This window comes from Mesorhizobium sp. CNPSo 4688 (genome assembly GCF_057784295.1).
On sequence record NZ_JBWLUY010000017.1, the window covers coordinates 36,229 to 55,245 of the forward strand.

The following is a 19,017-nucleotide window of genomic DNA, read 5'->3' on the forward strand; positions in this document are numbered from 1 at the left end:
GCATTTCTGGGAGGTGACATGACAAATCCGGTTCTGGTCGAGGTCTTGCGCGGCGCGATCGTCGAGAGCGCCCATCGCGGCGCTGTCGCGGTCTTCGACGGTGACGGCAAGCCTGTCTGGGAAATCGGCGATACGGCGCGGCCCGTGTTTCCGCGCTCCGCGGTCAAGGCAATCCAGGCATTGCCGCTGGTCGAAACGGGTACCGCTGACGCCTACGGCTTCGGCGACCGCGAACTGGCGCTGGCCTGCGCCTCGCATTCGGGCGAGCCGGCGCATGTCGAACTGGCGCAGGCGATGCTGGCCAAAGCCGGTCTCGACAAATCGGCGCTGGAGTGCGGCGCGCATTGGCCTTCCAGCCATGGTGCGGAGATTGCACTGGCCCGCGCAGGCGGCTCGCCAAATGCGCTGCACAACAATTGTTCCGGCAAGCATTCCGGCTTTCTCTGCACCTGTGTGCATTCGGGGTTTGCCCATCAGGGCTACGTCAAGCCCGGCCACCCCTTTCAGGAGATGGTACGAGACGCCATGCAGGCGGTGACCGGCGCTGCCCACGATGCCAATGACCGGGCCATCGATGGTTGCTCGATCCCGACCTACGCCGTGCCTCTGAAAAGCTTCGCGCTGGGCTTTGCCCGTATGGCGACAGGCAGGGGCTTTGGCCCTGAGCGCGCCAAGGCCGCCAAACGTCTGCTCGCGGCCTGCATGGCCGAGCCCTTCCTGGTTGCCGGCACCGGCAAGGCCGATGTCGCGCTGATGCAGGCCGCGCCCGGCCGCATCTTCGTCAAGACCGGCGCCGAGGGCGTCTATTGCGCCGCCGTTCCCGAGCTTGGCCTCGGCATTGCGCTAAAATGCGACGACGGCGCCGGCCGCGCCGCCGAGGTGATGATTGCTGCTGTGCTCGTCAAGCTCCTCAAGACCGACGAGGCGCTGGCAGCAAACCTTCTGGAACAGTCCAACCCGCCGATCGAAAGCCGCATCGGCGCCCAGGTCGGCTCGCTGCGCCCGACAGCGGCGCTCAGCTGATGCGGTTTCGTTCAACCGTCAGATGCGCATAGCCGGTATCGCTTGATTTGGCGAGGTCGCCGGTCGCCGGTTCGGCCCAGCGCTGGCCAATGATGGCGCCGTTCCTGGCGCCGTCGATGACATTGTCGGAAATAATAGCCGAGCCGGCTCCCTCGACGACCGTGACGGCGATGCCGGTTCCGGCCTGACGGATAATGTTTCCCGTCGCCACCACATTGCGCATATAGGCGCCCCAGCCGATCTGCATGCCGTAGAGCGGCGCGTTCTCGATGACGTTGCCGGACACTGTGGTGTCGGCCTCGACGCTGATGCCGACGCCGAAGCCCGGCGCATCAGCGGGGTAGGGGCCTGTGGTGGAGAGATTGCGCACGATGTTGTTCGAGCACACGCCTATGCGGCCGCCCTCGTTGAAATTGACGATCGAGATGCCGTTGGCCGCACCATCGACGATGTTGTTGCCGATGATGGCGCCCTCGAAGGAGAATTCGGAATAGAGCGCGGTTTCGCCCGAGCGCGAGCAGGTGTTGCCGGTCATCTGCAGATTGCTGGAACTGTTGGCGCGGATCGCCGAGAAGGCGCAGTCCGAGACGATGTTGCCGGAGATGGCGACATTGCCGGCGCGGAAGGCGTTGATGCCATTGCCGTTCTGACCGGTGCCGCCGCTGCGCGCGCCAATCCGCTGCACGCGGTTGCCGCTGACGACGGTGCCGTCCTCGGCCTGCTGCCAGCGGTGCACGAGGATGCCGCCATTGCCGCAATCGGACACCGTATTGCCCGATATCTCAAGGCCGGCCGCTTCGACGGAGTAGATGCCGGCGTCCGCTGCTCCCGAAATCTCCGTGCGCTCGACGCGGCCCGATGCATGCTCCAACGCCAACCCGTGCTTGCCGCTGCCGGTGATCATGCAGTTGTCGATGACCAGGCGGGCGACGCGTCGCAGGTCGAGCAACCCTTGCGCATCGTCGGCCAGAGAGCCGTTGGCGCCATCGAAGACCAGCCCGGTGAGTTCGATATGCTCGGCCTGTTCGGCCGTTAGCAAATGGCCATTGCCGCCATAGAGAATGCGCGAGGCGCCGGGCACGCCGGAAAGCCTGACACGGGCTGGCAAGGTCAGGTTGGATACGACATAGTTTCCGAGCGGCAGGAACACCGGCGCGTTGCGCTCGCTCGCCTCGGCAAGCATCTTGGCGAAGGCTTTGCTCTGGTCGTCCGCTGCGTCCGGCTGCACGCCAAGCTCGGCGGCGTTGATCGAGCCGCGTGCTGCCGTCTTAGCCAAGGCGTTGCCCGACGAAAGACCGAGCACGGCAAAGCCGGCCGTCCCCTTTAGCAGCACTCGTCTGTTCAACATCGGCACATCCCTTGCGATCCCCCGGCTAACCGCAGGAATCATGCCAGCCGCAGCGGTCTTCGCCCGGTCATAGTCCGGGCAATGACCGGGTCCGGCAAGTGGCTTGTGCAGTCGCCGAAGCGAGCCTAAGTTCATCCGATGAGCAGAGCCTTCACCCGCGAGGAAGACAGCGAAAACGCCATTGCCGGCATTGGCGAGCGGCCGATCAGCCCGCACCGCAATCTGGTAACGGAGCGCGGGCTGGCGCAGATCGAGGACAATCTGACGGATCTGCGCGACATATTGGCGAAAGCCGAGAGAAAAGCAGACCGCGAGCGCATCGCCGTGGTGTCGCGCGACCTGCGCTACTGGACAGCGCGCCGCGAAAGCGCCGAACTCTCCGTGCCGGAGCCGGGCAGCGACCAGGTGCGTTTCGGCATGGGCGTCACGCTGGAAGGCGACGACGGCAAGAAGGTGCACTGGAAGATCGTCGGTGAGGACGAGGCCGATCCTTCAAAGGGCAGCATTTCCCACGTCTCGCCGATGGCGGTGGCGCTGTTCGGCAAGAAGGTCGGCGACGTCGCAAGCGTCAACGGCAAGGAATGGGAAATCATTAAGCTGTCGGAGAGCTGACTGCGTCTAGTTTGCCAGTCTTTGCAACGCGGCCTCATACTTGTCCATGACATCGCGCGCGGCACGCATTTGCCTTTCGAGATCGTCACACGGAATCGGCCTTAGGATGATGCCGTCATCGGTTTCGATGATCTGGAGTTCATCGCCCACTTGCAGCCCCAAGCTTTCGAGCATCTTCCGCGGCAAGATTACAACGCCCGATCCGTCCTCAAGTCCGTGAATGATGGTGTTCATGTCTATACCGTAGGTTGCGCCATACACTATGACGCAACTCTGATAGGCATTGCAACTGTTTCGCTCAGCCCGCCAGCAGCCGATCCAACAGCCGATCCGCCGCTTCCGGGATAACCGTGCCCGGTGGGAAGATTTCCGCAGCACCAGCCGCAAGCACCGCATCATAATCCTGTGGTGGGATGACGCCGCCGGCGACGATCAATATGTCGGCGCGACCGAGTTTCTTCAGCGCATCGCGCAGTTCGGGGATCAACGTCAGATGGCCCCCCGCCAGCGACGAGGCGCCGACGATATGGACATCCTGCGCCACCGCCAGTTTCGCGATCTCATCCGGTGTCTGGAACATCGCACCGACGGTGACGTCGAAGCCGAGATCGGCAAAGGCCGTAGCGATAACCTTCTGGCCGCGGTCATGGCCGTCCTGGCCCATCTTGGCCACCAGGATGCGTGGCTTGCCGCCGGACTTCTTCTCGAAAGCCTCAAGCTTCTCCAGCAGCCGCTCAACCGCCAGATTGTCGCCAAGCGCATTGCGATAAACGCCGGAGATCGTCTGCACCGAGGCGACATGGCGGCCAAAGACCTTTTCCAGCGCCAGCGAGATCTCGCCGACGGTCGCATTGGCGCGCGCGGCGCGGATGGCGAATTCCAGCAGGTTTTCGTTACCTTGCGCAGCGCGGGTCAGCGCATCGAGCGCGCTCTCGACCGCGCCGACATTGCGCGTGCCTTTCAGGTTCTGCAGCTTCGACAATTGCCGGGCTCGGACCTCGGCATTGTCGATCTTCAGCACGTCGACCTCGATGTCGTTCTCCGGGCGATGCGCGTTGACGCCGACCAGCATCTGTTCGCCGGAATCGATGCGCGCCTGGGTGCGCGCCGCCGCCTCCTCGATGCGCAGTTTTGGGATGCCCTGTTCGATCGCAGCGGCCATGCCGCCAAGGCTCTCGACCTCCTCGATATGTGCAAGCGCGCGCGCTGCAAGATCATGTGTCAGCCGCTCCAGATAGGCCGAGCCACCCCACGGGTCGACAATGCGCGTGGTGCCGGATTCCTTTTGCAGGATGAGCTGCGTGTTGCGGGCGATACGGGCCGAATGGTCGGTCGGCAGCGCCATCGCCTCGTCGAAGGAATTGGTGTGCAGCGACTGGGTATGGCCCTGCGTCGCCGCCATCGCCTCGATCATGGTGCGGGTGATGTTGTTGTAGGGGTCCTGCGCTGTCAGCGACCAGCCGGAGGTTTGGCAATGGGTGCGCAGCGACAGCGAACGTTCGTCCTTCGGCGCAAAATTCTTCTGCATCAGGCTCGACCACAAAAGCCGCGCGGCGCGGAGCTTGGCGACCTCCATGAAGAAGTTCATCCCGATCGCCCAGAAGAAGGACAGCCGCGGCGCAAAACGGTCGATGTCGAGACCGGCGGCGACGCCGGCGCGGGCATATTCGATGCCGTCGGCGATGGTGTAGGCGAGTTCCAGGTCGGCGGTCGCACCGGCCTCCTGCATGTGATAGCCGGAGATCGAGATCGAATTGAACTTCGGCATGTTCTTCGAGGTGTAGGAGAAGATGTCCGACACGATCCGCATCGAAGGCTTCGGCGGATAAATGTAGGTGTTGCGGACCATGAACTCCTTCAGAATGTCGTTCTGAATGGTGCCGGCGAGATCCTTCTGCGCAACGCCCTGTTCTTCGGCTGCCACGATGTAGAGCGCCATGATCGGTAGCACGGCGCCGTTCATGGTCATCGACACCGTCATTTCGTCGAGCGGGATGCCGTCGAACAATTGCCGCATGTCGAGGATGGAATCGATGGCCACGCCCGCCATGCCGACATCGCCGGCAACGCGCGGATGATCGCTGTCATAGCCGCGATGGGTGGGGAGATCGAAGGCGACCGACAGGCCTTTCTGGCCGGCAGCGAGATTGCGCCGGTAGAAGGCATTGGATTCCTCGGCCGTCGAGAAGCCGGCATATTGCCGGATCGTCCAGGGCTGCTGGACATACATGGTCGGGTAGGGGCCGCGCACGAAAGGCGGCATGCCCGGATAGGTGTCGAGATGGGTGAGGCCCTTGAGGTCGTCCTGACTGTAGAGATGCTTGACGGCAATGCCTTCCGGCGTCAGTCGCTGGCCCTTGACCTCGACGGGCGCGCGCCGCGGCGCCGACCAGCCGATCTCTGAGAAATCCGGGATCAAGGCGCGGCTCCGATCGACTGGTCGATGCGCACCGGAAACAGGGCCTCGCACACCGCCACGCCCTCGGTGAAAGGAGGCCGCCGCTCGGCCGCCAGCGTCTCGACCGGGGTCTCGCTTTTCAGCGGGTAAAGCGTGGTGCCGATGATTGCCCGTTCACCCGACCGGTAGGCCTCGGCGCGGCGCTCGGATGCTGCCTTGACGCGCGCCTGGATGTGGCCTTGCTGCAGGCTTGCCAGAACGCCGCCTTCCGCTTCGATCCTCTGGAATTCTACCCACGCCGCTTCGCACAGGCCCAGGGTCAGCGCCTCGACCGCGCCCGAGCCATAGGTGGGGTCGGCGACATGGTCGATATGGCTCTCATTGGCCATGATCAGCTGCGCATTGCGGGCAACACGGCGGGCAAAAGGTGCCGGCAGGCCATGAGCGATCGTGTGCGGCAGGATGGAGATCGAATCGGCGCCCCCGGCGGCTGCGGCAAAACCGGCGATCGCAGTGCGTAGAATATTGGTCTCGGGGTCTGCCGCCGTCATCATGCGGAACGACGTCTCGGCATGGATATTGGCGGTCGAGGCCGGGATCGAGCACGTCTCCTGGATTCGCGCCCACAGCCTGCGCAACGCCCTGAGCTTGGCCGTCGACAGGAACTGGTCCTGGTCGACGCTGAGCGCAAAGCCGATATGCGGCGCGGCATAGACAAGCGGCTGGCGTGCGTCCTCGAACATCCTGAGATAGGAGACCGCGGAAGCGAGCATGGTGCCGAGCTCCTGCGCCTCGGTGGCGCCGGCATTGTGGAACACCCGCCCGTCAGCCTCGAGCAGCACGCCTGGCACGCCAAGCGAAAAGAAATGCGCCAGCGATTGCGGCATCGATGCCTGCAAGGCCTCGATCGACATCCGCAGCCGTCCGGTTCCGGCAAAGATCGCCGCCGGGTCGATGCCGAAGGAGAGGTTGAGCTTCGCCGGATCGGAGCGGCGCTTGCCCAGAAACGCCACTAGCCAGTCGGCGACGGCGCGGCTCCAGGGATGGGCGTCGATGCGGATCTGCACGCGGTTGAGCGGCACGCCGTCCAGCACCGTCTCCAGCGCCTGCGCCGTCCTCGGCAGGCCATAGCCGAACGCATTCGGGGCGCCTTCGAAGACCAGCGACAATCCCGTCGCGCCTTGCGCCACGTCGTCCAGGGCCTGCGCCTTGGCGCGGCCGATATCGGGATCGTCGATGCGCTGGCTGACGATCCAGGGCAGTTTGGGGTTGGCGCGCACAAGCGGTTCGGCGCCAGCAGCGCGATCGTAGAGCGGCTCGATGCGGATGGCGTCGTCGGTGTGCGAGACCAGACTGTCCTCGAAGGATGCGCCGGCCAACGCTTTTTCGGCCAAGGCCAGCCATCGCTGGCGCTCGACGTTTGTGGGTTCGATTTCCTTGGTCAAGGCTCCGGCGCCCATCAATTTTCCTCGTTCTTATGCGGCCGCACCAGCCTGGAGCGGTTCAGTCTACGGTCCCCTGTCCGATATCGCAATGCAATGCGCCCTTCAGGGTCCGAACTCGATCTCTCTGATATAGGTCAGCCTGCGTGGACGAACCATGAACGATTGCCAAACACCGGCAAAATCCGCAAGCTCCAAAAAGCCGATTTGGAGCATTGGCCAGCTTAGACAATTGGCCCATCTGAGGATTTGGATTGTCGCTGTGCAACGGCCTCACTATACGTGCGGCAAGGCCATTGGCTTTAACACCAGTTTGCGGAGACATGGACATATGGCTGACGAGACCAGCATTTTCCTCGGCGCCAGCCGCAAGCCCGACGACAGCTACCAGCGCGCCGAGCAGCTTTTGCTGCAATATGGCAATCGTCATGGCCTGATCACCGGCGCCACTGGCACCGGCAAGACGGTCAGCCTGCAGATTCTGGCAGAAGGGTTCTCCAATGCCGGCGTGCCGGTGTTCTGCGCCGATATCAAGGGCGACCTGTCCGGCATCGCCATGATGGGCAAAGCGCAGGATTTCCTGGTCAAGCGGGCCGATCAGATCAAGCTCGATCCCTACGATTTCCAGGAATTCCCGGTCATCTTCTGGGACCTGTTCGGTGAGCAGGGCCATCCGATCCGCGCCACCGTCTCGGAAATGGGGCCGCTGCTTTTGTCGCGGCTGATGAACCTCTCCGAAGCGCAGGAGGGCATCATGAACATCGCCTTCCGCATCGCCGACGAGGACGGTCTGCTGCTGCTCGACATGAAGGATCTGCAGGCGCTGTTGGCCAACATCGCCGAGCGCGCCGACGAGATCAGCTCGCGCTACGGCAATGTCACCAAGCCGTCGGTCGGCGCCATCCAGCGCACGCTGCTGGTGCTGGAACAGCAGGGGGCGGCGAATTTCTTCGGCGAGCCGGCACTGCGCATCGCCGACATCATGCGCACCACCCGCGACGGTCGCGGCGCCATCAGCGTGCTCGCCGCCGACAAACTGATGATGAACCCCAGGCTCTACGCCACCTTCCTGCTCTGGCTGATGTCGGAGCTGTTTGAGGAATTGCCCGAGGTAGGCGACCCCGACAAGCCGAAGCTGGTGTTCTTCTTCGACGAGGCGCATCTGCTTTTCGACGAAGCGCCGAAGGTGCTGATCGACCGCGTCGAGCAGGTGGTTCGCTTGATCCGCTCCAAGGGCGTCGGCGTCTATTTCGTTACGCAGAACCCCTTGGATATCCCTGAGAAGGTTCTCGCCCAGCTCGGTAATCGCGTGCAGCACGCGTTGCGCGCCTACACGCCGCGCGAACAGCAGGCCGTGAGGACGGCCGCCGAGACGTTCCGGCCCAACCCGGATTTCGACTGCATGACCGCGATCACCCAACTCAGCACCGGCGAAGCGCTGGTCTCGACGCTGGAGGCCAAGGGCGTGCCGTCCATGGTGCAGCGGACGCTGATCCGCCCGCCGTCGTCCAGGCTTGGCCCGATCACGCTGGACGAGCGCCGCAAGCTGATCGACCTGAGCCCGGTCGCCGGCCAGTACGACCAGACCATCGACCGCGAATCGGCTTTCGAGATGCTGCAGAACAAGGCCAAGGATGCGCAGGACGCGGAGGCACAGCAGGCCGACAGCGGCCGTTCGCGCTGGACCATTCCGGGCTTTGGCAATGACGATCGGCCACCGCCGCAATCAACCGGCCGCCGCGCCCCGGCGCCGCGCCCGTCCAACCGCCAGACCGTGGCCGAGGCCGCGATCAAAGCTGTCGTGCGCTCGGTTGGCTCGTCCGTCGGGCGGGCGATCGTGCGCGGGATTCTGGGCAGCCTGTCCAGGGGACGGTGAACAGTGTCGGCCAGCCCGCCTCGGACATGATCAGCGGCCAGAACATCGCCATCGACGGCGGCTGGTGAGGGATGGCCGGCCTGCTGGAACTGCGCGACGATCGCGCCCGTGTCGTCCTGGCGCCACAGAAGGGTGCGGCGATCGCGCGCTTCGACGCTCTGGTCGGCGGCGCAGCCGTGCCGCTGCTTAAGCCCGGCAATGGCACCGGCGCCTCCGGCTGCCAGCTTCTGGTTCCCTGGTCGAACCGAATTTCAGGCGGCGGCTTCGAGTTCGACGGCCGTTTCCACACCGTCGAGCCGAATGTGGCGGGAGAGGCCTTTCCGATCCATGGCGACGGTTTCCAGAGGGAGTGGCGGATTGCCGGCCACAGTGCCACCGAAGCGGAACTGGTCCTCGACGCCGGCGGGATCGGCCCCTACCGATACATGGCGCGGGTTGTCTATACGCTGCATGACGGGGCCCTGGATGCTACGCTCACCGTGGAGAACCGCGCCGGCATTCGCCTGCCTTACGGCCTCGGCTTTCATCCGTGGTTCCCGCGCAGCGCCGCAACGACGCTCGAGGCGAAGGCGGCGCGGGTCTGGTTGGAGGACAAGCGTCATTTGCCGACCGGCGTGGCGCCCGTGGCCGATTACCCCGCGTGGAATTTCTCGCGCGCCTCCCTGCTGCCGCGAAGCTGGGTGAACAATGCTTTCGACGGCTGGGACCGCCTCGCCAGGATCACCCGGCCCGAGGACAGGATCGCCATCTCGCTCACGGCCTCATCGGCGCTCGACGTCTTCATCCTCTATTCGCCGTCGCAGGACGCCGATTTCTTCTGCTTCGAGCCGGTGTCGCATTCCGTCGATGCGCATCACGGCGAAGGGCTGACCCCGCTTGAGCACGGCGCCACATTGAGTGCAAACATGCGCCTTGATTGGAGTTCCACTAGTTCGCGTTGATGCGAAACAGCGCCCAACCGAATGCCGACAGCGGGCTGGTGCTTGGGCAGCTGGGTTTCACCGTCCGCGCGAAGCAACGACCGGTGGGGTGAAGGGCTCCTGAGCCACAGCAGGGCCTCATGTACACACCCATTCGCGGATCTTGCATTTCTGCCCACTCCGTTCGCAGGCCTGCAGTGTCAGGTCTTCGGCCTGCCGGCGTGTTTGCGCCGTCTCCGCGCCCCAGCTGGTGGATTGCCCGCTCGTCTTCTCGCCCACCGCGAGCGCGCCGCAATGATTGTATGGAAAGCCGGTGTTGTCGTCGTCGTCCCAGTGACGATGATTGCGAAACACGCTCACCACGGCGCAGCTGTCGCCGCCGGCGGTCTGGCAATGCTTGAGGGCGATGTCCATCGCCTCCTGACGCTTGTCGGCACCCCAGAAGAAGCCGTGCTTCCCGTCAGGGTTCGAATAAGCGATCGCCGCCCAGATGCCTTTCTCTTCCTGGGCCGGCGGCTCGGGCACGTCCGCCGCGGGGGCGAGGTCCGCCGCAGCGAGCCGCCCGGCGCAGGCCAACAGCATGCCGATTGCCGCAATGGCGGAATTCACCCTCATTGTACGCCTCCTTGTTTTCCTGCTGCCGAGGCCACGGAGATGACGACGCAGCTGTTGCCTGTCGGCAGCAGCATCGCGTTGCCCCCTCCATTGGCCAGTTCATAGACGCTGATTTGTCCAAGATTGTTGGCAAGCTTGCTGCCCTTCGGAAGCAGGGCCGGAACGTCGGCGCAACTGGCCGCGAACGGCGCAACCCTGACCATCGTGCCTTCGCAGACAGATGCGGTGGGTGCTGCGAACACCAGGCCCGCGGCCGGGCCGCTGTAGCCCTGCGTGGCGTAGTTCATGCCGACCAGGGCTTCCACGACGTGTTTGTCGGGGGCCTCGTTGTTCCAGATCGACTGAACGCTGTAGGTCGTGCCGGTCGTCAGCATCTGCCCGAGGGCCGGGAAAATGTTGGAACAAGACTGCAAGCCTGCCTGTTTGGCGTGTTGCAGAAATGGCGTGTCCGCCAGCGCCGGATCGGGCTGGTTGGTCTCCGCGACCGCCGGCTGCGGCAATAAATTGCGGACCAGGCCGTAGCGCATGGCTGCGAAGCCGGCCGCGGCGACGACGGCAATCGCGAGCAACGAGAAGACAGTGGTCTTCGCCAGGTTTCGTTTCGGTCTGCTCCGGTCATCGATGCCGGCCTGAACAGCACCCTTTCCCTGGTTGCGGGACATTATCCGGTCATGGATCGATTGCTGGTTCATCGCAATGCCTTCGTCAATTGATCGCCGCGACGGCCGCGGCCAAGCCCTTGAGGGTTGCGGTCACGTTGATCGTCCTGCCATCCGTCGTCGGAAAGGAGATGACGGATGCCGCGGCCTTCGAAATTTGTTCGCGCATGATCGGGCCAACCGGCAGCATGCCGACGCAGACGGCTTGATTGCATCCGTCGAGTTGAATTTTTATCGGTTCCTTGCGCCCCTCGAATGTCAGCGAGACAGGACTGTCGCTCTTGGCGATCGGCGGGGTGCGCAAGATCATATAGGGGTTGCCTTCCTTGGTGGCGGCCAGCGACCAGCTGAACGCAACCTGTCCTGCCTGGTCCTCGATGATCTGGGTGACGTTGCAGACCTTTTGGCGGGCCTGCAGGTTCTCGTCGCAGATCAGCGTCCAGTTCTCGAACGGACGGGTGGTCCGTTGATATTCGCCAAGCTTCGCATCCGCAGGCACCGCGACGTCGGAAGGCCTTATTCTGTAGCCGGAAGCTACCGCCTCCTGTCCGACCGCGTACGAGCCGGACAGGAGCATTGACGTCATGGATATCGCGACAGCAAAGACTGCCTGCCTGATCATAGCCGGGCTCTAGTTCAGCGTAAGGCTGACGCCCGCGCCGACACCCCAGTTCCCGCCTGCTGTCGTGCCGGACAGGTTCGCTCGAACACGTCCCTCCTCGCTGGTGTAGCCGGCGCCGAAGGCCAGCGCCCCTTCACCGCGCCAATAACCTCCGCCGGCGGCCACGCTCAGCTTACCGGGACGGTCGTCGTAGCGTAGCGAGGCGGCCGCCAGGCCGATCGCGGCAGCCTGGCGCGCCTCGCCCTTGACCTCGCCCATGTCCATGTTGAGCTGGCTGAGTTTGGAGTCCGCATACGCATTGGCCTGCTGCAGCGTGGTGGCCGCCACCTGGTTGGTGTAGGTCTTTGAATCCGCCAGGTTGAGCGACAGCCCTGTGTTGAACTGCTGCACGTTGACTGCATCAGTGTTGGCAACGCCCGCCCCGACATTGTGGATGACGACCGGCGTGTTGGGGTCGCCGCCGGCAAGCGTTATCGAGTTGGATTTGCTGCCGTCGCCGTTCTTGTCGTACTGGACCGCGAACTCGTTGAGATCGCCGACGCTCCCCTGCATGGCTTCGACAGCCTGGTTGGTGGCGTAGAGCTGGCTGCCGTTGATGGCGTCGGTGGAGGTGCCGCTGATCCTGCCCGCAGCGACATTGGTGACGGTGCGCTCGTTGCCGACGGTGCCGACGCTCACCGTGCTCGTCGGGCTTGTCCCGGCAAACGTGTAGTTGACGCCGTTGATCGTGGTGCCGGTGGTGGCGACCGCCGCCGCCGTCGTCGAGCCAGCGCCTAGCGCGACGCTGCCCGGCTCGTTGGCCGTGGCACCGGCGCCGAGCGCCACTGCCTGGGCTCCGTTGGTCGTCGAGTTGGTGCCGAGCGCGATGCTGTCGGCCTGGTTGACGGTCGAGTTCTGGCCGATCGCGATGCCCCCCGGCGCCGTCTGCTGCACGATGGCGCCGTTGCCGATGCCGATGCCGTTGTCGCCATTGACGGTGGTGCGCGGACCGACCGCAACCGAATCGACGCCGACCGCAAGCGAATCCGCGGCTGTCGAGTTGGCGTGGAAGTACAGGCTTCCGGTCACCGCGAAGGAGCTCAGCGCGCCCTTCAGCTGGCGAAGCGTGACCGCGTCCTGGTCCGCGGTACCGTCGGCGACGTTGATGATCTGGCGGTAGGAGGTGGAGGTGCCGACCGAGACGGCGCCGAGCAAGGTCGCGTCGGTGGTGTTGTAGGGAACGAGGCCGGTGCCGGCGAGTATCGATCCCGATGCCGGCGCCACCGCACGGTCCGAAACCGAGCCGGAGCCCAGCGCTACTCCGTCGGCGACAGTGACCTGGGTGCCGCGGCCGAGCGCAAGCGAATTGGCGGCGGACGCGGTCGCCTGGTAGCCGACCGCGGACGAACCGACACCTTGCGCGAAGGCGTCGGTGATAGGCAGCGTCGTGTCGTTGGTGCGCACATAGCGGATGCCGTCGCCATTGGCGTCGGTGTAGGCCGTCGAGGTGTCGCCGGCGATGTTGCTGATGGCATTGCCGAGATTGGTGATGTCGGTGGTGTTGGCCGCGATGTCGGCGGTGTTGGCGGCGATATCGGTGGTGTTCTGCGTCACCTGCTGGTTGGTCGCAAACAGCTGCGAGCCGTTGACCGCATCGGTCGAGGAGCCGCTCAGTTGCCCGGCCGCGACGTTCTGGATCTGGCGCTCGGCGCCCACCGAGCCGACCGAGAAAGCGCCGGCCGGCGTCGCGCCCGCAAAGGTGTAGCTCCCGCCGCCGATCGTCGTGCCGCCAACCGCGGTCGTGGTGCCGGAAACCGAATTCAGGCCGATCGCGACGTCCCCGGCATTGTTGGCCACGGCATTCGGGCCGACCGCGACGGAATCCGTGCCCAGCGCTTGGGAATCGGCCAGCGTCGAATTGGCATGGAAATACTTGATGCCGCCGCCGGTGCTGATGCTGTTGATCGTGTTGCCGAGATTGGTGATATCAGCGGTGTTGGCGGCGATATCGGTGGTGTTTTGCGTCACCTGCTGGTTGGTCGCGAACAGCTGCGAGCCGTTGATGGCGTCGGTCGATGAGTTGCTCAGCCGGCCCGCCGCGACATTGGTGATGGTCCGCTCCGCGCCGAGCGCGCCGACGCTGACGGTGCTCGTCGGCGTTGTGCCGGCGAAGCTGTAGGCCGTGCCGCCGATCGTCGCACCGCTGGTGCCGACCGCCGTCGCGGTGACCGAGCCCGAGCCGAGCGCCACGTCGCCGGAGCTTGCCGCCGCCGTCGCGCCATTGCCGAGCGCGACATTGCCCGCAAGGCCGGCGGCGCCTGCGGTGGAGCCGTTGCCCAGCGCGACGGAGCCTTGCCCGATCGCCTTGTTGTTGTTGCCGATGGCGACGGCGCCTGCGGCTTGGTTTGCGGCGGTGGCGGTTGCCGTGCCGTCGCTGTTGGCGATGTTATTGGCGCCGCCGGTGAAGGCGCCGGTGCCACTGGCATAGCTGGGATCGCCGATGGCGACCGCGCCGTCGCCGTAAGCGGTGTTGCCGTAACCGATGGCGACAGCCTTGCCGCCATCGGCGATCGCCCCCGTGCCGATGGCGACGGAGTCGGCGGAGATCGCGCCGGCAGCGGTGCCGATGGCGATGGCATTCACGTCGAGTGTCACCGCGCCCGCTCCGATTGCTGTCGAGCTCGCCGCTGTCGCGATGGATGTCGTGCCGATAGCGATGGAATCGTCGCCTTGGGCAGTGGTGGAACGGCCACCCGCGAACGCACGGGCGCCGGTCGCTTTGGAGGTGGAACCAAGTGAAGTGGCGTATGTTCCGCTAGCCGTGGCGCCCAATCCCAGTGCGCTGGCATTTGCCGCTGTTGCTGCGGCGTTGTTACCGAGCGCAGTGGTGGAGACGTCCGTGGCCTGGGCTCCAGATCCCGCCGCGACCGACCCTACTCCGCTCGATACAGCCGAGTTGCCCAGAGCCAGTGCAAAATTGCCCGAAGCCGTGGCGACGTTGCCGAACGCTGCCGAGTTTTGCGCCGTTGCATTTGCCTGGGGACCAATGGCGATGGTATTGGTCGCCGTGGCCTTGCTCAGCACACCGAGCGCCGTGCTGGTGACGCCGGTCGCCTGGCTTTGGCGCCCCATCGCCATGGCGTCGACCTGAGACGCCGTCACATCGGTGCCGATGCCGATGGCGCCCTGGGCCAGCGCTCCCGATCCGGCGACAGTGCGCGAGCCGAGATAAACGGAGTTTATGGCACTAGCGGTCGCCTGGAAGCCGACGGCAACGGCATTTTGGTTGCCGGCAGTGGCGTTGGTACCTTGGGCAACGGTATCCACTCCCGACGCGGTCGTACCATACCCGAGCGCTGTGGCGCGCAGCCCGGTCGCTCGGGAAACATAGCCGATCGCCGTCGAGTTCGTACCGTCGGCACGCGCGTTCAGGCCAAAGGCGGCCGCACCTGCGGCTGCAACCGAGTTGACGCCAATGGAGCTTGCTCCGTCCGCAGTGGCCTGGGCGTTCCCGCCCAACGCGAGGGCGTTGACGCCGGTCGCCTTCGCAAAGACACCTATGCCGATGGAGTTGAGGCCATTGACACTCATCGAATAGCCTATGGCGATCGAAGCATCGCCCGTTGCGCTGTTAGAGGTACCCAACGCCACGCTGTTCGCGCCATTCGCTTGCGTAGCGTTACCGATGGCGATGGCGTTGCCGCCGGTCGCCGAACCGCCGCCAGCCTGGTACTGTGCATGGGCCGGTGTGGCGAGGCCGAGCGCGGCGATTGCCACCAGGCCTCCGATCATGCTGGCCGGGCTGATGCCGCAGGCCAGGGCCGAACGCACGCTGCCGCCGCTGCCGAGCGCGCCAAGCCCCAGACCTTTGCGGCGCATGCCAAGCACCCGATACGCCAGGCGCAGCACCGCCATCAGGCGGCGGCGGACCGAGCGGCTGTCGGCCGCACCCGAGAGCCAGTTTCCGACAAATCCGGGAAGAAATTCGATCCTTCTCCGCCCCTCGACGCGTCTGGTCATGCTACTTTTCCCTCGCAATTGCCGAGGCGCCCTGATGTGCCGCATCATTCGCCTCGACGGCCAAAAAATCCTTGAAATTACCCGTCGTCTCTCGCAGCGAGAGACCTATCTTCGCACCTTGTTTTTCAATCAGCTGGCAGGCGCTCGCGACCCATGGCTGCGTCGGCTCGGGAACCGTGTGCAATGCGGCTTCGGTCCGCTCCGGCGACAGGTTTATCGCCACCAGCGCGCGGCAAAGATCGAAATGAAATCCTGGATCGCCTTCGCCACAAGCCGGAGAGGTCAGTCCAAGCACGAAACACGCCAGAAGATGGTCGAGTTCCGCACCGCTGATCCGGCTGGCATATTGGCGTTGCAGCGCGGCCCAGGCCGCTTCGGCCTTGGGTGCGAAGACTTCGATTTCCGCGAATTGAATGTCCATGGGACAATCCGACATGCCGCATCATCTGGTTGCCCCCGCCCCAAATGACTTTCCATCGCGACCATGGGCACGTTCGCGGTGCATGTATTTTGTAAAAGTCTGGAATCTTTTTAGAAAAGTCCGGTCTTTGAGCGCTGGGCGGCAGGTGTGGCCGCTCTGCCACGCAACTTTTGGCTGCGGAGACGCACCGCGGCAAATATCACCGCTGCAGCTTCACCTGCTTAGGGGTTCTGCCGCGGTATTTCGACATGGTGACGGTCAGGTGACTCTGATCTGAAAAGCCGCTCAGATGAGCGACTTCCGCAATCGACAGATCGCTCTCGATGAGAAGTTTTTCGGCGAAATCGAGACGCAACCGCAGCAGGTATTTGTGCGGCGGCTCGCCAAAGGTCTTGGTGAAGGCCTGGATGAAATGGCTCGGCGAAAGGCCGGAGAGTGTGGCTAGCTCGGCCACCGCGATCTTGCTGGAAAAGTTCACGTCCAGGAATTCCCGCACCCTCCGGGCACTGCGGTTCGACAGACCGCCCTTTGGACCTTGTGGCAACTTTCCCGCTCCTGCGTAGTTCCGAAGCATATGAACGCCGAACATGGTGACCAGCGAATCGACATAGAATTCGTTTGGAGTTTCCCGCTCCGTCAATTCCACCTTCAGCAGTTGCGCCAGCTGCAGAGCCTGAAGGTCGACGGTCCCGAGAGGCGGCGGCTGGAGCTCGGCTCGGCCAGTGCCGAATTCGCGCGCCGCCAGGTCAAGGAGGCTATCGGCGGTGAGCGCCACGATCATGCTCTCCATGGCGGATGACCACGTCACGCTGGCTTCGATGTTCGCCGGGATGACCACGATCATGCCGGTGTCGCCGTCATAATCGTGGACTTCGTCGTTGCCGAGCGAGACCCTTATCCCGGGCGAGGGTGCCAGCATGACCGCACCGAAATGCTCCACCGCCTTGAATGTGTGCGATCCCGGCGCGCGAACGGCATGAGCCGCGCCGCCCCGAAAGGTGACCATCCGCGCGCCCGCGTCTTCCTGAATTCCATCGAAGATGCTCTGGTCCGCGCGCCGCCGGCCTGTCCAGGTGCGCTCCAGAACGTCGCCTCTGTGTTGCATTTCCGTCGTGCCTCAGCCCTGTGCCGATCGATTGAACCTGTGCTGCATCGAGGCGCCCAGAATTCACGTGGATTCCAGAACGTTCCTTCGAACCTTAGAGGCGTTGCTTTATATTTAAAAGAAGGTTTTCAGCTGGAATAAAAATTTTGGCAGGATTTGGTCTATAAATCTACAGATTTTGCTTGTTTAGCGCGAACTAATCTGACGATTTGCCGATCTTATCTTACCATTTTGTGCCTAGTTGTTGTGCATCGCGCGCCGCTTCACAATCCAGCGTTGCATGCAGAATATAAATCGCGCGGCTATTGCCGAACCTGCTCGGCCTATGCCGCCATTGCGACGGACGCGCTCCCCGCATGGTGGCCCTTCTCCGACCAGCGCTTTCGAGGATTATGTCCAGGACGCGCCGGGCTACCCGGCCGGTGACCGTGCGGTGACCCCCGATACAGAACTATCCGGCTCGCGCAGGGCTGTTAAAGATCGCCTCGACGCTTCTCATACAGATCCCAGGACAGCTCAACCATGGCGAGAAGAACATCCTCCCGGCTCCACCCGGCGGCAACCGCCGCGTCGACAATTCCGCGGACGAGCGGCAGCAATTGGCGCTCGCATTCGGCCGACAAATTGACCTCGGCGCTGTCGGCAGGCGGACTATCGAAATGAAATCCCACCATTGGCGTTCCCCCGCCATCAATGATCTAATGAAACGTATATCTCTGCAATTCTATCCCAGCCTAATATACATGCATCGGGGCGGAAATACAGGAACGGCGGAATCGACGGTGCATGGGTGCGTCGATTGTACCGGCTCCATGGCTTGTCTGGAAGCCTTCCTCGGCCTTCTGCTGCCGGCATTGCATGTCTTGGCTGCGGACCCCAGGCATTCGCGTAAAGCTATCGGAATCCTGGCGAAGTTTGCCGCATGGAGCGGCGGACCTGCCGCTTCACCAACATCGACGAACGTCGATCAGTTCACCGGGCCGAGCAGGACCGAACCGTCAGGCACGCCGCCGTCGATCGGAATGGCCTGACGGTTTGCGCTCGCCACCATCGGCTGGCCGATATCGGACGTCACGATGACCGGGCTCTTCGAGGGCACGCGGTCGTAGAGGTCGATGATGTCCTGATTTATCAGGCGCACGCAGCCCGACGAGACGGATTTGCCGATCGAGTTCCATTCCGGCGAGCCGTGCAAGCGGTAGAGCGTGTCGACATTGTCGTGGAACAGATAGAGAGCGCGGGCGCCGAGCGGGTTCTTGAGGCCGCCGGGCATGCCGCCATTCTTGGCGCTGTATTGCTCCAGTTCCGGTTGCCGGGCGACCATCTCATCCGGCGGCGTCCATTTCGGCCATTTCTGCTTCCATTGAACGACGGCGTCTCCCGACCATTCGAAGCCGGCACGGCCGAGGCCGACGCCGTAACGGATAGCCTGGCCGCCCTCGCGCACCAGATAGAGGAAATGGTTGGTCGTATCGACGATGATGGTGCCCGGCCGCTGGCCGGTCGGATCAGGAACGATCTGGCGCAGGAACTGCGGGTCCATCTTCTTGATCGGGATAGCCGGGAGGTCGAAGCCGCTGTCCGACATCGGGCCGTACATCGTCGCGTAGTCGCCGAGCGGCGGGTCGACATAGGTCGGTGGCGGTTCGACCGGCGCCGGCACCGGTTCGGTGGTGGCGCAGGCGGAGACCGCAATCGACGCGGCGCCAAGGGCTGCGGCGTTCAGAAAGCCGCGACGGCTCAGGCGATAGAGGTCGATTTCGGTCTTCAACATGGTTGCCTTTTTTAAGTCTCAAGTCGCAAGAAAGCGTGAATGCTTCCAGGCGGCGCAGTGTTGGTCTCACCCAATGCCTGGGGCGATAGGCGGTTCCGATTCTGGCCTGAGGGTGGACAAACAAAGGCGAAGCTGTGACCGTCATGCCACTGTTGCTTTGAGGCAACAGAGTTCTTGAGCAGTTCATCGTTTCACAGAAACGC

The 19,017-nt window shown here is 63.9% G+C and carries 17 protein-coding genes; 5 read left to right on the forward strand and 12 right to left on the reverse strand.

Annotation, left to right across the window (positions count from 1 at the left end):
- The first annotated feature begins 18 nt into the window (after positions 1–18).
- Positions 19–1,023 (forward strand): asparaginase, encoded by a 1,005-nt coding sequence (locus tag AC04SH_RS27155; RefSeq protein ID WP_488577285.1) that lies wholly within the window; start codon positions 19–21, stop codon positions 1,021–1,023.
- On the opposite strand, the gene AC04SH_RS27160 is transcribed toward AC04SH_RS27155, so the two are convergent.
- A complete protein-coding gene (locus AC04SH_RS27160) occupies positions 1,016–2,371 on the reverse strand; it encodes a TIGR03808 family TAT-translocated repetitive protein (RefSeq protein WP_488577286.1) in 1,356 nt (451 codons plus the stop codon). The two genes, AC04SH_RS27155 and AC04SH_RS27160, sit on opposite strands and share 8 nt — an antisense overlap.
- A gap of 138 nt (positions 2,372–2,509) precedes the next feature.
- On the opposite strand from AC04SH_RS27160, the gene greA reads away from it, so the two are divergent.
- Positions 2,510–2,983 (forward strand): transcription elongation factor GreA, encoded by a 474-nt coding sequence (greA, locus tag AC04SH_RS27165; RefSeq protein WP_477234125.1) that lies wholly within the window; start codon positions 2,510–2,512, stop codon positions 2,981–2,983.
- 6 nt (positions 2,984–2,989) lie between these two features.
- Here the strand turns inward: greA and AC04SH_RS27170 are convergent, their stop codons facing one another.
- The 3 genes from AC04SH_RS27170 to AC04SH_RS27180 form a co-directional block, all read right to left on the reverse strand.
- The gene (locus AC04SH_RS27170; RefSeq protein ID WP_488577287.1) at positions 2,990–3,217 is read right to left on the reverse strand and encodes an AbrB/MazE/SpoVT family DNA-binding domain-containing protein; all 228 of its coding nucleotides are present in this window, start codon (positions 3,215–3,217) and stop codon (positions 2,990–2,992) included.
- Positions 3,218–3,281: 64 nt separating this feature from the next.
- Positions 3,282–5,402, reverse strand: a complete 2,121-nt coding sequence (gene scpA, locus AC04SH_RS27175) for a methylmalonyl-CoA mutase (RefSeq protein ID WP_488577288.1) — start codon at positions 5,400–5,402, stop codon at positions 3,282–3,284.
- A complete protein-coding gene (locus tag AC04SH_RS27180; protein WP_488577289.1) occupies positions 5,399–6,841 on the reverse strand; it encodes a methylmalonyl-CoA mutase subunit beta in 1,443 nt (480 codons plus the stop codon). The genes scpA and AC04SH_RS27180 overlap by 4 nt, the downstream gene beginning before the upstream one ends.
- Positions 6,842–7,154: 313 nt before the next feature.
- Here AC04SH_RS27180 and AC04SH_RS27185 point away from each other — a divergent pair, with 313 nt between their 5' ends.
- Both AC04SH_RS27185 and AC04SH_RS27190 read left to right on the forward strand, forming a co-directional pair.
- Complete coding sequence (locus AC04SH_RS27185) at positions 7,155–8,699, forward strand: helicase HerA-like C-terminal domain-containing protein (RefSeq protein ID WP_488577290.1); 1,545 nt, start codon at positions 7,155–7,157, stop codon at positions 8,697–8,699.
- A 71-nt stretch (positions 8,700–8,770) separates the two neighbouring features.
- Entirely contained in the window at positions 8,771–9,640 is an 870-nt protein-coding gene (locus tag AC04SH_RS27190) for an aldose 1-epimerase (protein WP_488577291.1), read from the forward strand.
- 117 nt (positions 9,641–9,757) lie between these two features.
- On the opposite strand, the gene AC04SH_RS27195 is transcribed toward AC04SH_RS27190, so the two are convergent.
- From AC04SH_RS27195 to AC04SH_RS27220, 6 genes are all read right to left on the reverse strand, one after another.
- Positions 9,758–10,234 (reverse strand): DUF4189 domain-containing protein, encoded by a 477-nt coding sequence (locus tag AC04SH_RS27195; protein ID WP_477234137.1) that lies wholly within the window; start codon positions 10,232–10,234, stop codon positions 9,758–9,760.
- The gene (locus AC04SH_RS27200) at positions 10,231–10,926 is read right to left on the reverse strand and encodes a hypothetical protein (protein ID WP_477234139.1); all 696 of its coding nucleotides are present in this window, start codon (positions 10,924–10,926) and stop codon (positions 10,231–10,233) included. The genes AC04SH_RS27195 and AC04SH_RS27200 overlap by 4 nt, the downstream gene beginning before the upstream one ends.
- A gap of 13 nt (positions 10,927–10,939) precedes the next feature.
- Positions 10,940–11,515: an invasion associated locus B family protein gene (locus AC04SH_RS27205; protein WP_477234141.1), complete on the reverse strand. Its 576-nt coding sequence runs from the start codon at positions 11,513–11,515 to the stop codon at positions 10,940–10,942.
- A gap of 9 nt (positions 11,516–11,524) precedes the next feature.
- On the reverse strand, positions 11,525–15,514 hold the full coding sequence (locus AC04SH_RS27210) for a YadA-like family protein (RefSeq protein WP_488577292.1): 3,990 nt from the start codon (positions 15,512–15,514) through the stop codon (positions 11,525–11,527).
- 1 nt (position 15,515) lies between these two features.
- A complete protein-coding gene (locus AC04SH_RS27215; RefSeq protein WP_488577293.1) occupies positions 15,516–15,935 on the reverse strand; it encodes a hypothetical protein in 420 nt (139 codons plus the stop codon).
- 199 nt (positions 15,936–16,134) lie between these two features.
- Positions 16,135–16,779, reverse strand: coding sequence for a helix-turn-helix transcriptional regulator (locus tag AC04SH_RS27220; RefSeq protein WP_488577294.1), 645 nt, complete (start codon positions 16,777–16,779; stop codon positions 16,135–16,137).
- 132 nt (positions 16,780–16,911) lie between these two features.
- On the opposite strand from AC04SH_RS27220, the gene AC04SH_RS27225 reads away from it, so the two are divergent.
- Entirely contained in the window at positions 16,912–17,181 is a 270-nt protein-coding gene (locus tag AC04SH_RS27225; protein WP_488577295.1) for a hypothetical protein, read from the forward strand.
- 332 nt (positions 17,182–17,513) lie between these two features.
- Here the strand turns inward: AC04SH_RS27225 and AC04SH_RS27230 are convergent, their stop codons facing one another.
- Both AC04SH_RS27230 and AC04SH_RS27235 read right to left on the reverse strand, forming a co-directional pair.
- The gene (locus AC04SH_RS27230) at positions 17,514–17,714 is read right to left on the reverse strand and encodes a hypothetical protein (RefSeq protein WP_488577296.1); all 201 of its coding nucleotides are present in this window, start codon (positions 17,712–17,714) and stop codon (positions 17,514–17,516) included.
- Positions 17,715–18,007: 293 nt separating this feature from the next.
- Entirely contained in the window at positions 18,008–18,814 is an 807-nt protein-coding gene (locus tag AC04SH_RS27235; RefSeq protein ID WP_488577297.1) for a L,D-transpeptidase, read from the reverse strand.
- Between the last annotated feature and the right edge of the window lie 203 nt (positions 18,815–19,017).

What these genes read in the sequence shown, in the direction of transcription:
- AC04SH_RS27155 (WP_488577285.1), top strand. Translation starts at nt 19, where the DNA reads ATGACAAATCCGGTTCTGGTCGAGGTCTTGCGCGGCGCGATCGTCGAG.
- AC04SH_RS27160 (WP_488577286.1), bottom strand. Translation starts at nt 2,371, where the DNA reads ATGTTGAACAGACGAGTGCTGCTAAAGGGGACGGCCGGCTTTGCCGTG.
- greA (WP_477234125.1), top strand. Translation starts at nt 2,510, where the DNA reads ATGAGCAGAGCCTTCACCCGCGAGGAAGACAGCGAAAACGCCATTGCC.
- AC04SH_RS27170 (WP_488577287.1), bottom strand. Translation starts at nt 3,217, where the DNA reads ATGAACACCATCATTCACGGACTTGAGGACGGATCGGGCGTTGTAATC.
- AC04SH_RS27180 (WP_488577289.1), bottom strand. Translation starts at nt 6,841, where the DNA reads ATGGGCGCCGGAGCCTTGACCAAGGAAATCGAACCCACAAACGTCGAG.
- AC04SH_RS27185 (WP_488577290.1), top strand. Translation starts at nt 7,155, where the DNA reads ATGGCTGACGAGACCAGCATTTTCCTCGGCGCCAGCCGCAAGCCCGAC.
- AC04SH_RS27190 (WP_488577291.1), top strand. Translation starts at nt 8,771, where the DNA reads ATGGCCGGCCTGCTGGAACTGCGCGACGATCGCGCCCGTGTCGTCCTG.
- AC04SH_RS27195 (WP_477234137.1), bottom strand. Translation starts at nt 10,234, where the DNA reads ATGAGGGTGAATTCCGCCATTGCGGCAATCGGCATGCTGTTGGCCTGC.
- AC04SH_RS27200 (WP_477234139.1), bottom strand. Translation starts at nt 10,926, where the DNA reads ATGAACCAGCAATCGATCCATGACCGGATAATGTCCCGCAACCAGGGA.
- AC04SH_RS27205 (WP_477234141.1), bottom strand. Translation starts at nt 11,515, where the DNA reads ATGATCAGGCAGGCAGTCTTTGCTGTCGCGATATCCATGACGTCAATG.
- AC04SH_RS27210 (WP_488577292.1), bottom strand. Translation starts at nt 15,514, where the DNA reads ATGACCAGACGCGTCGAGGGGCGGAGAAGGATCGAATTTCTTCCCGGA.
- AC04SH_RS27215 (WP_488577293.1), bottom strand. Translation starts at nt 15,935, where the DNA reads ATGGACATTCAATTCGCGGAAATCGAAGTCTTCGCACCCAAGGCCGAA.
- AC04SH_RS27220 (WP_488577294.1), bottom strand. Translation starts at nt 16,779, where the DNA reads ATGATCGTGGTCATCCCGGCGAACATCGAAGCCAGCGTGACGTGGTCA.
- AC04SH_RS27225 (WP_488577295.1), top strand. Translation starts at nt 16,912, where the DNA reads ATGAGCCGCGCCGCCCCGAAAGGTGACCATCCGCGCGCCCGCGTCTTC.
- AC04SH_RS27230 (WP_488577296.1), bottom strand. Translation starts at nt 17,714, where the DNA reads ATGGTGGGATTTCATTTCGATAGTCCGCCTGCCGACAGCGCCGAGGTC.
- AC04SH_RS27235 (WP_488577297.1), bottom strand. Translation starts at nt 18,814, where the DNA reads ATGTTGAAGACCGAAATCGACCTCTATCGCCTGAGCCGTCGCGGCTTT.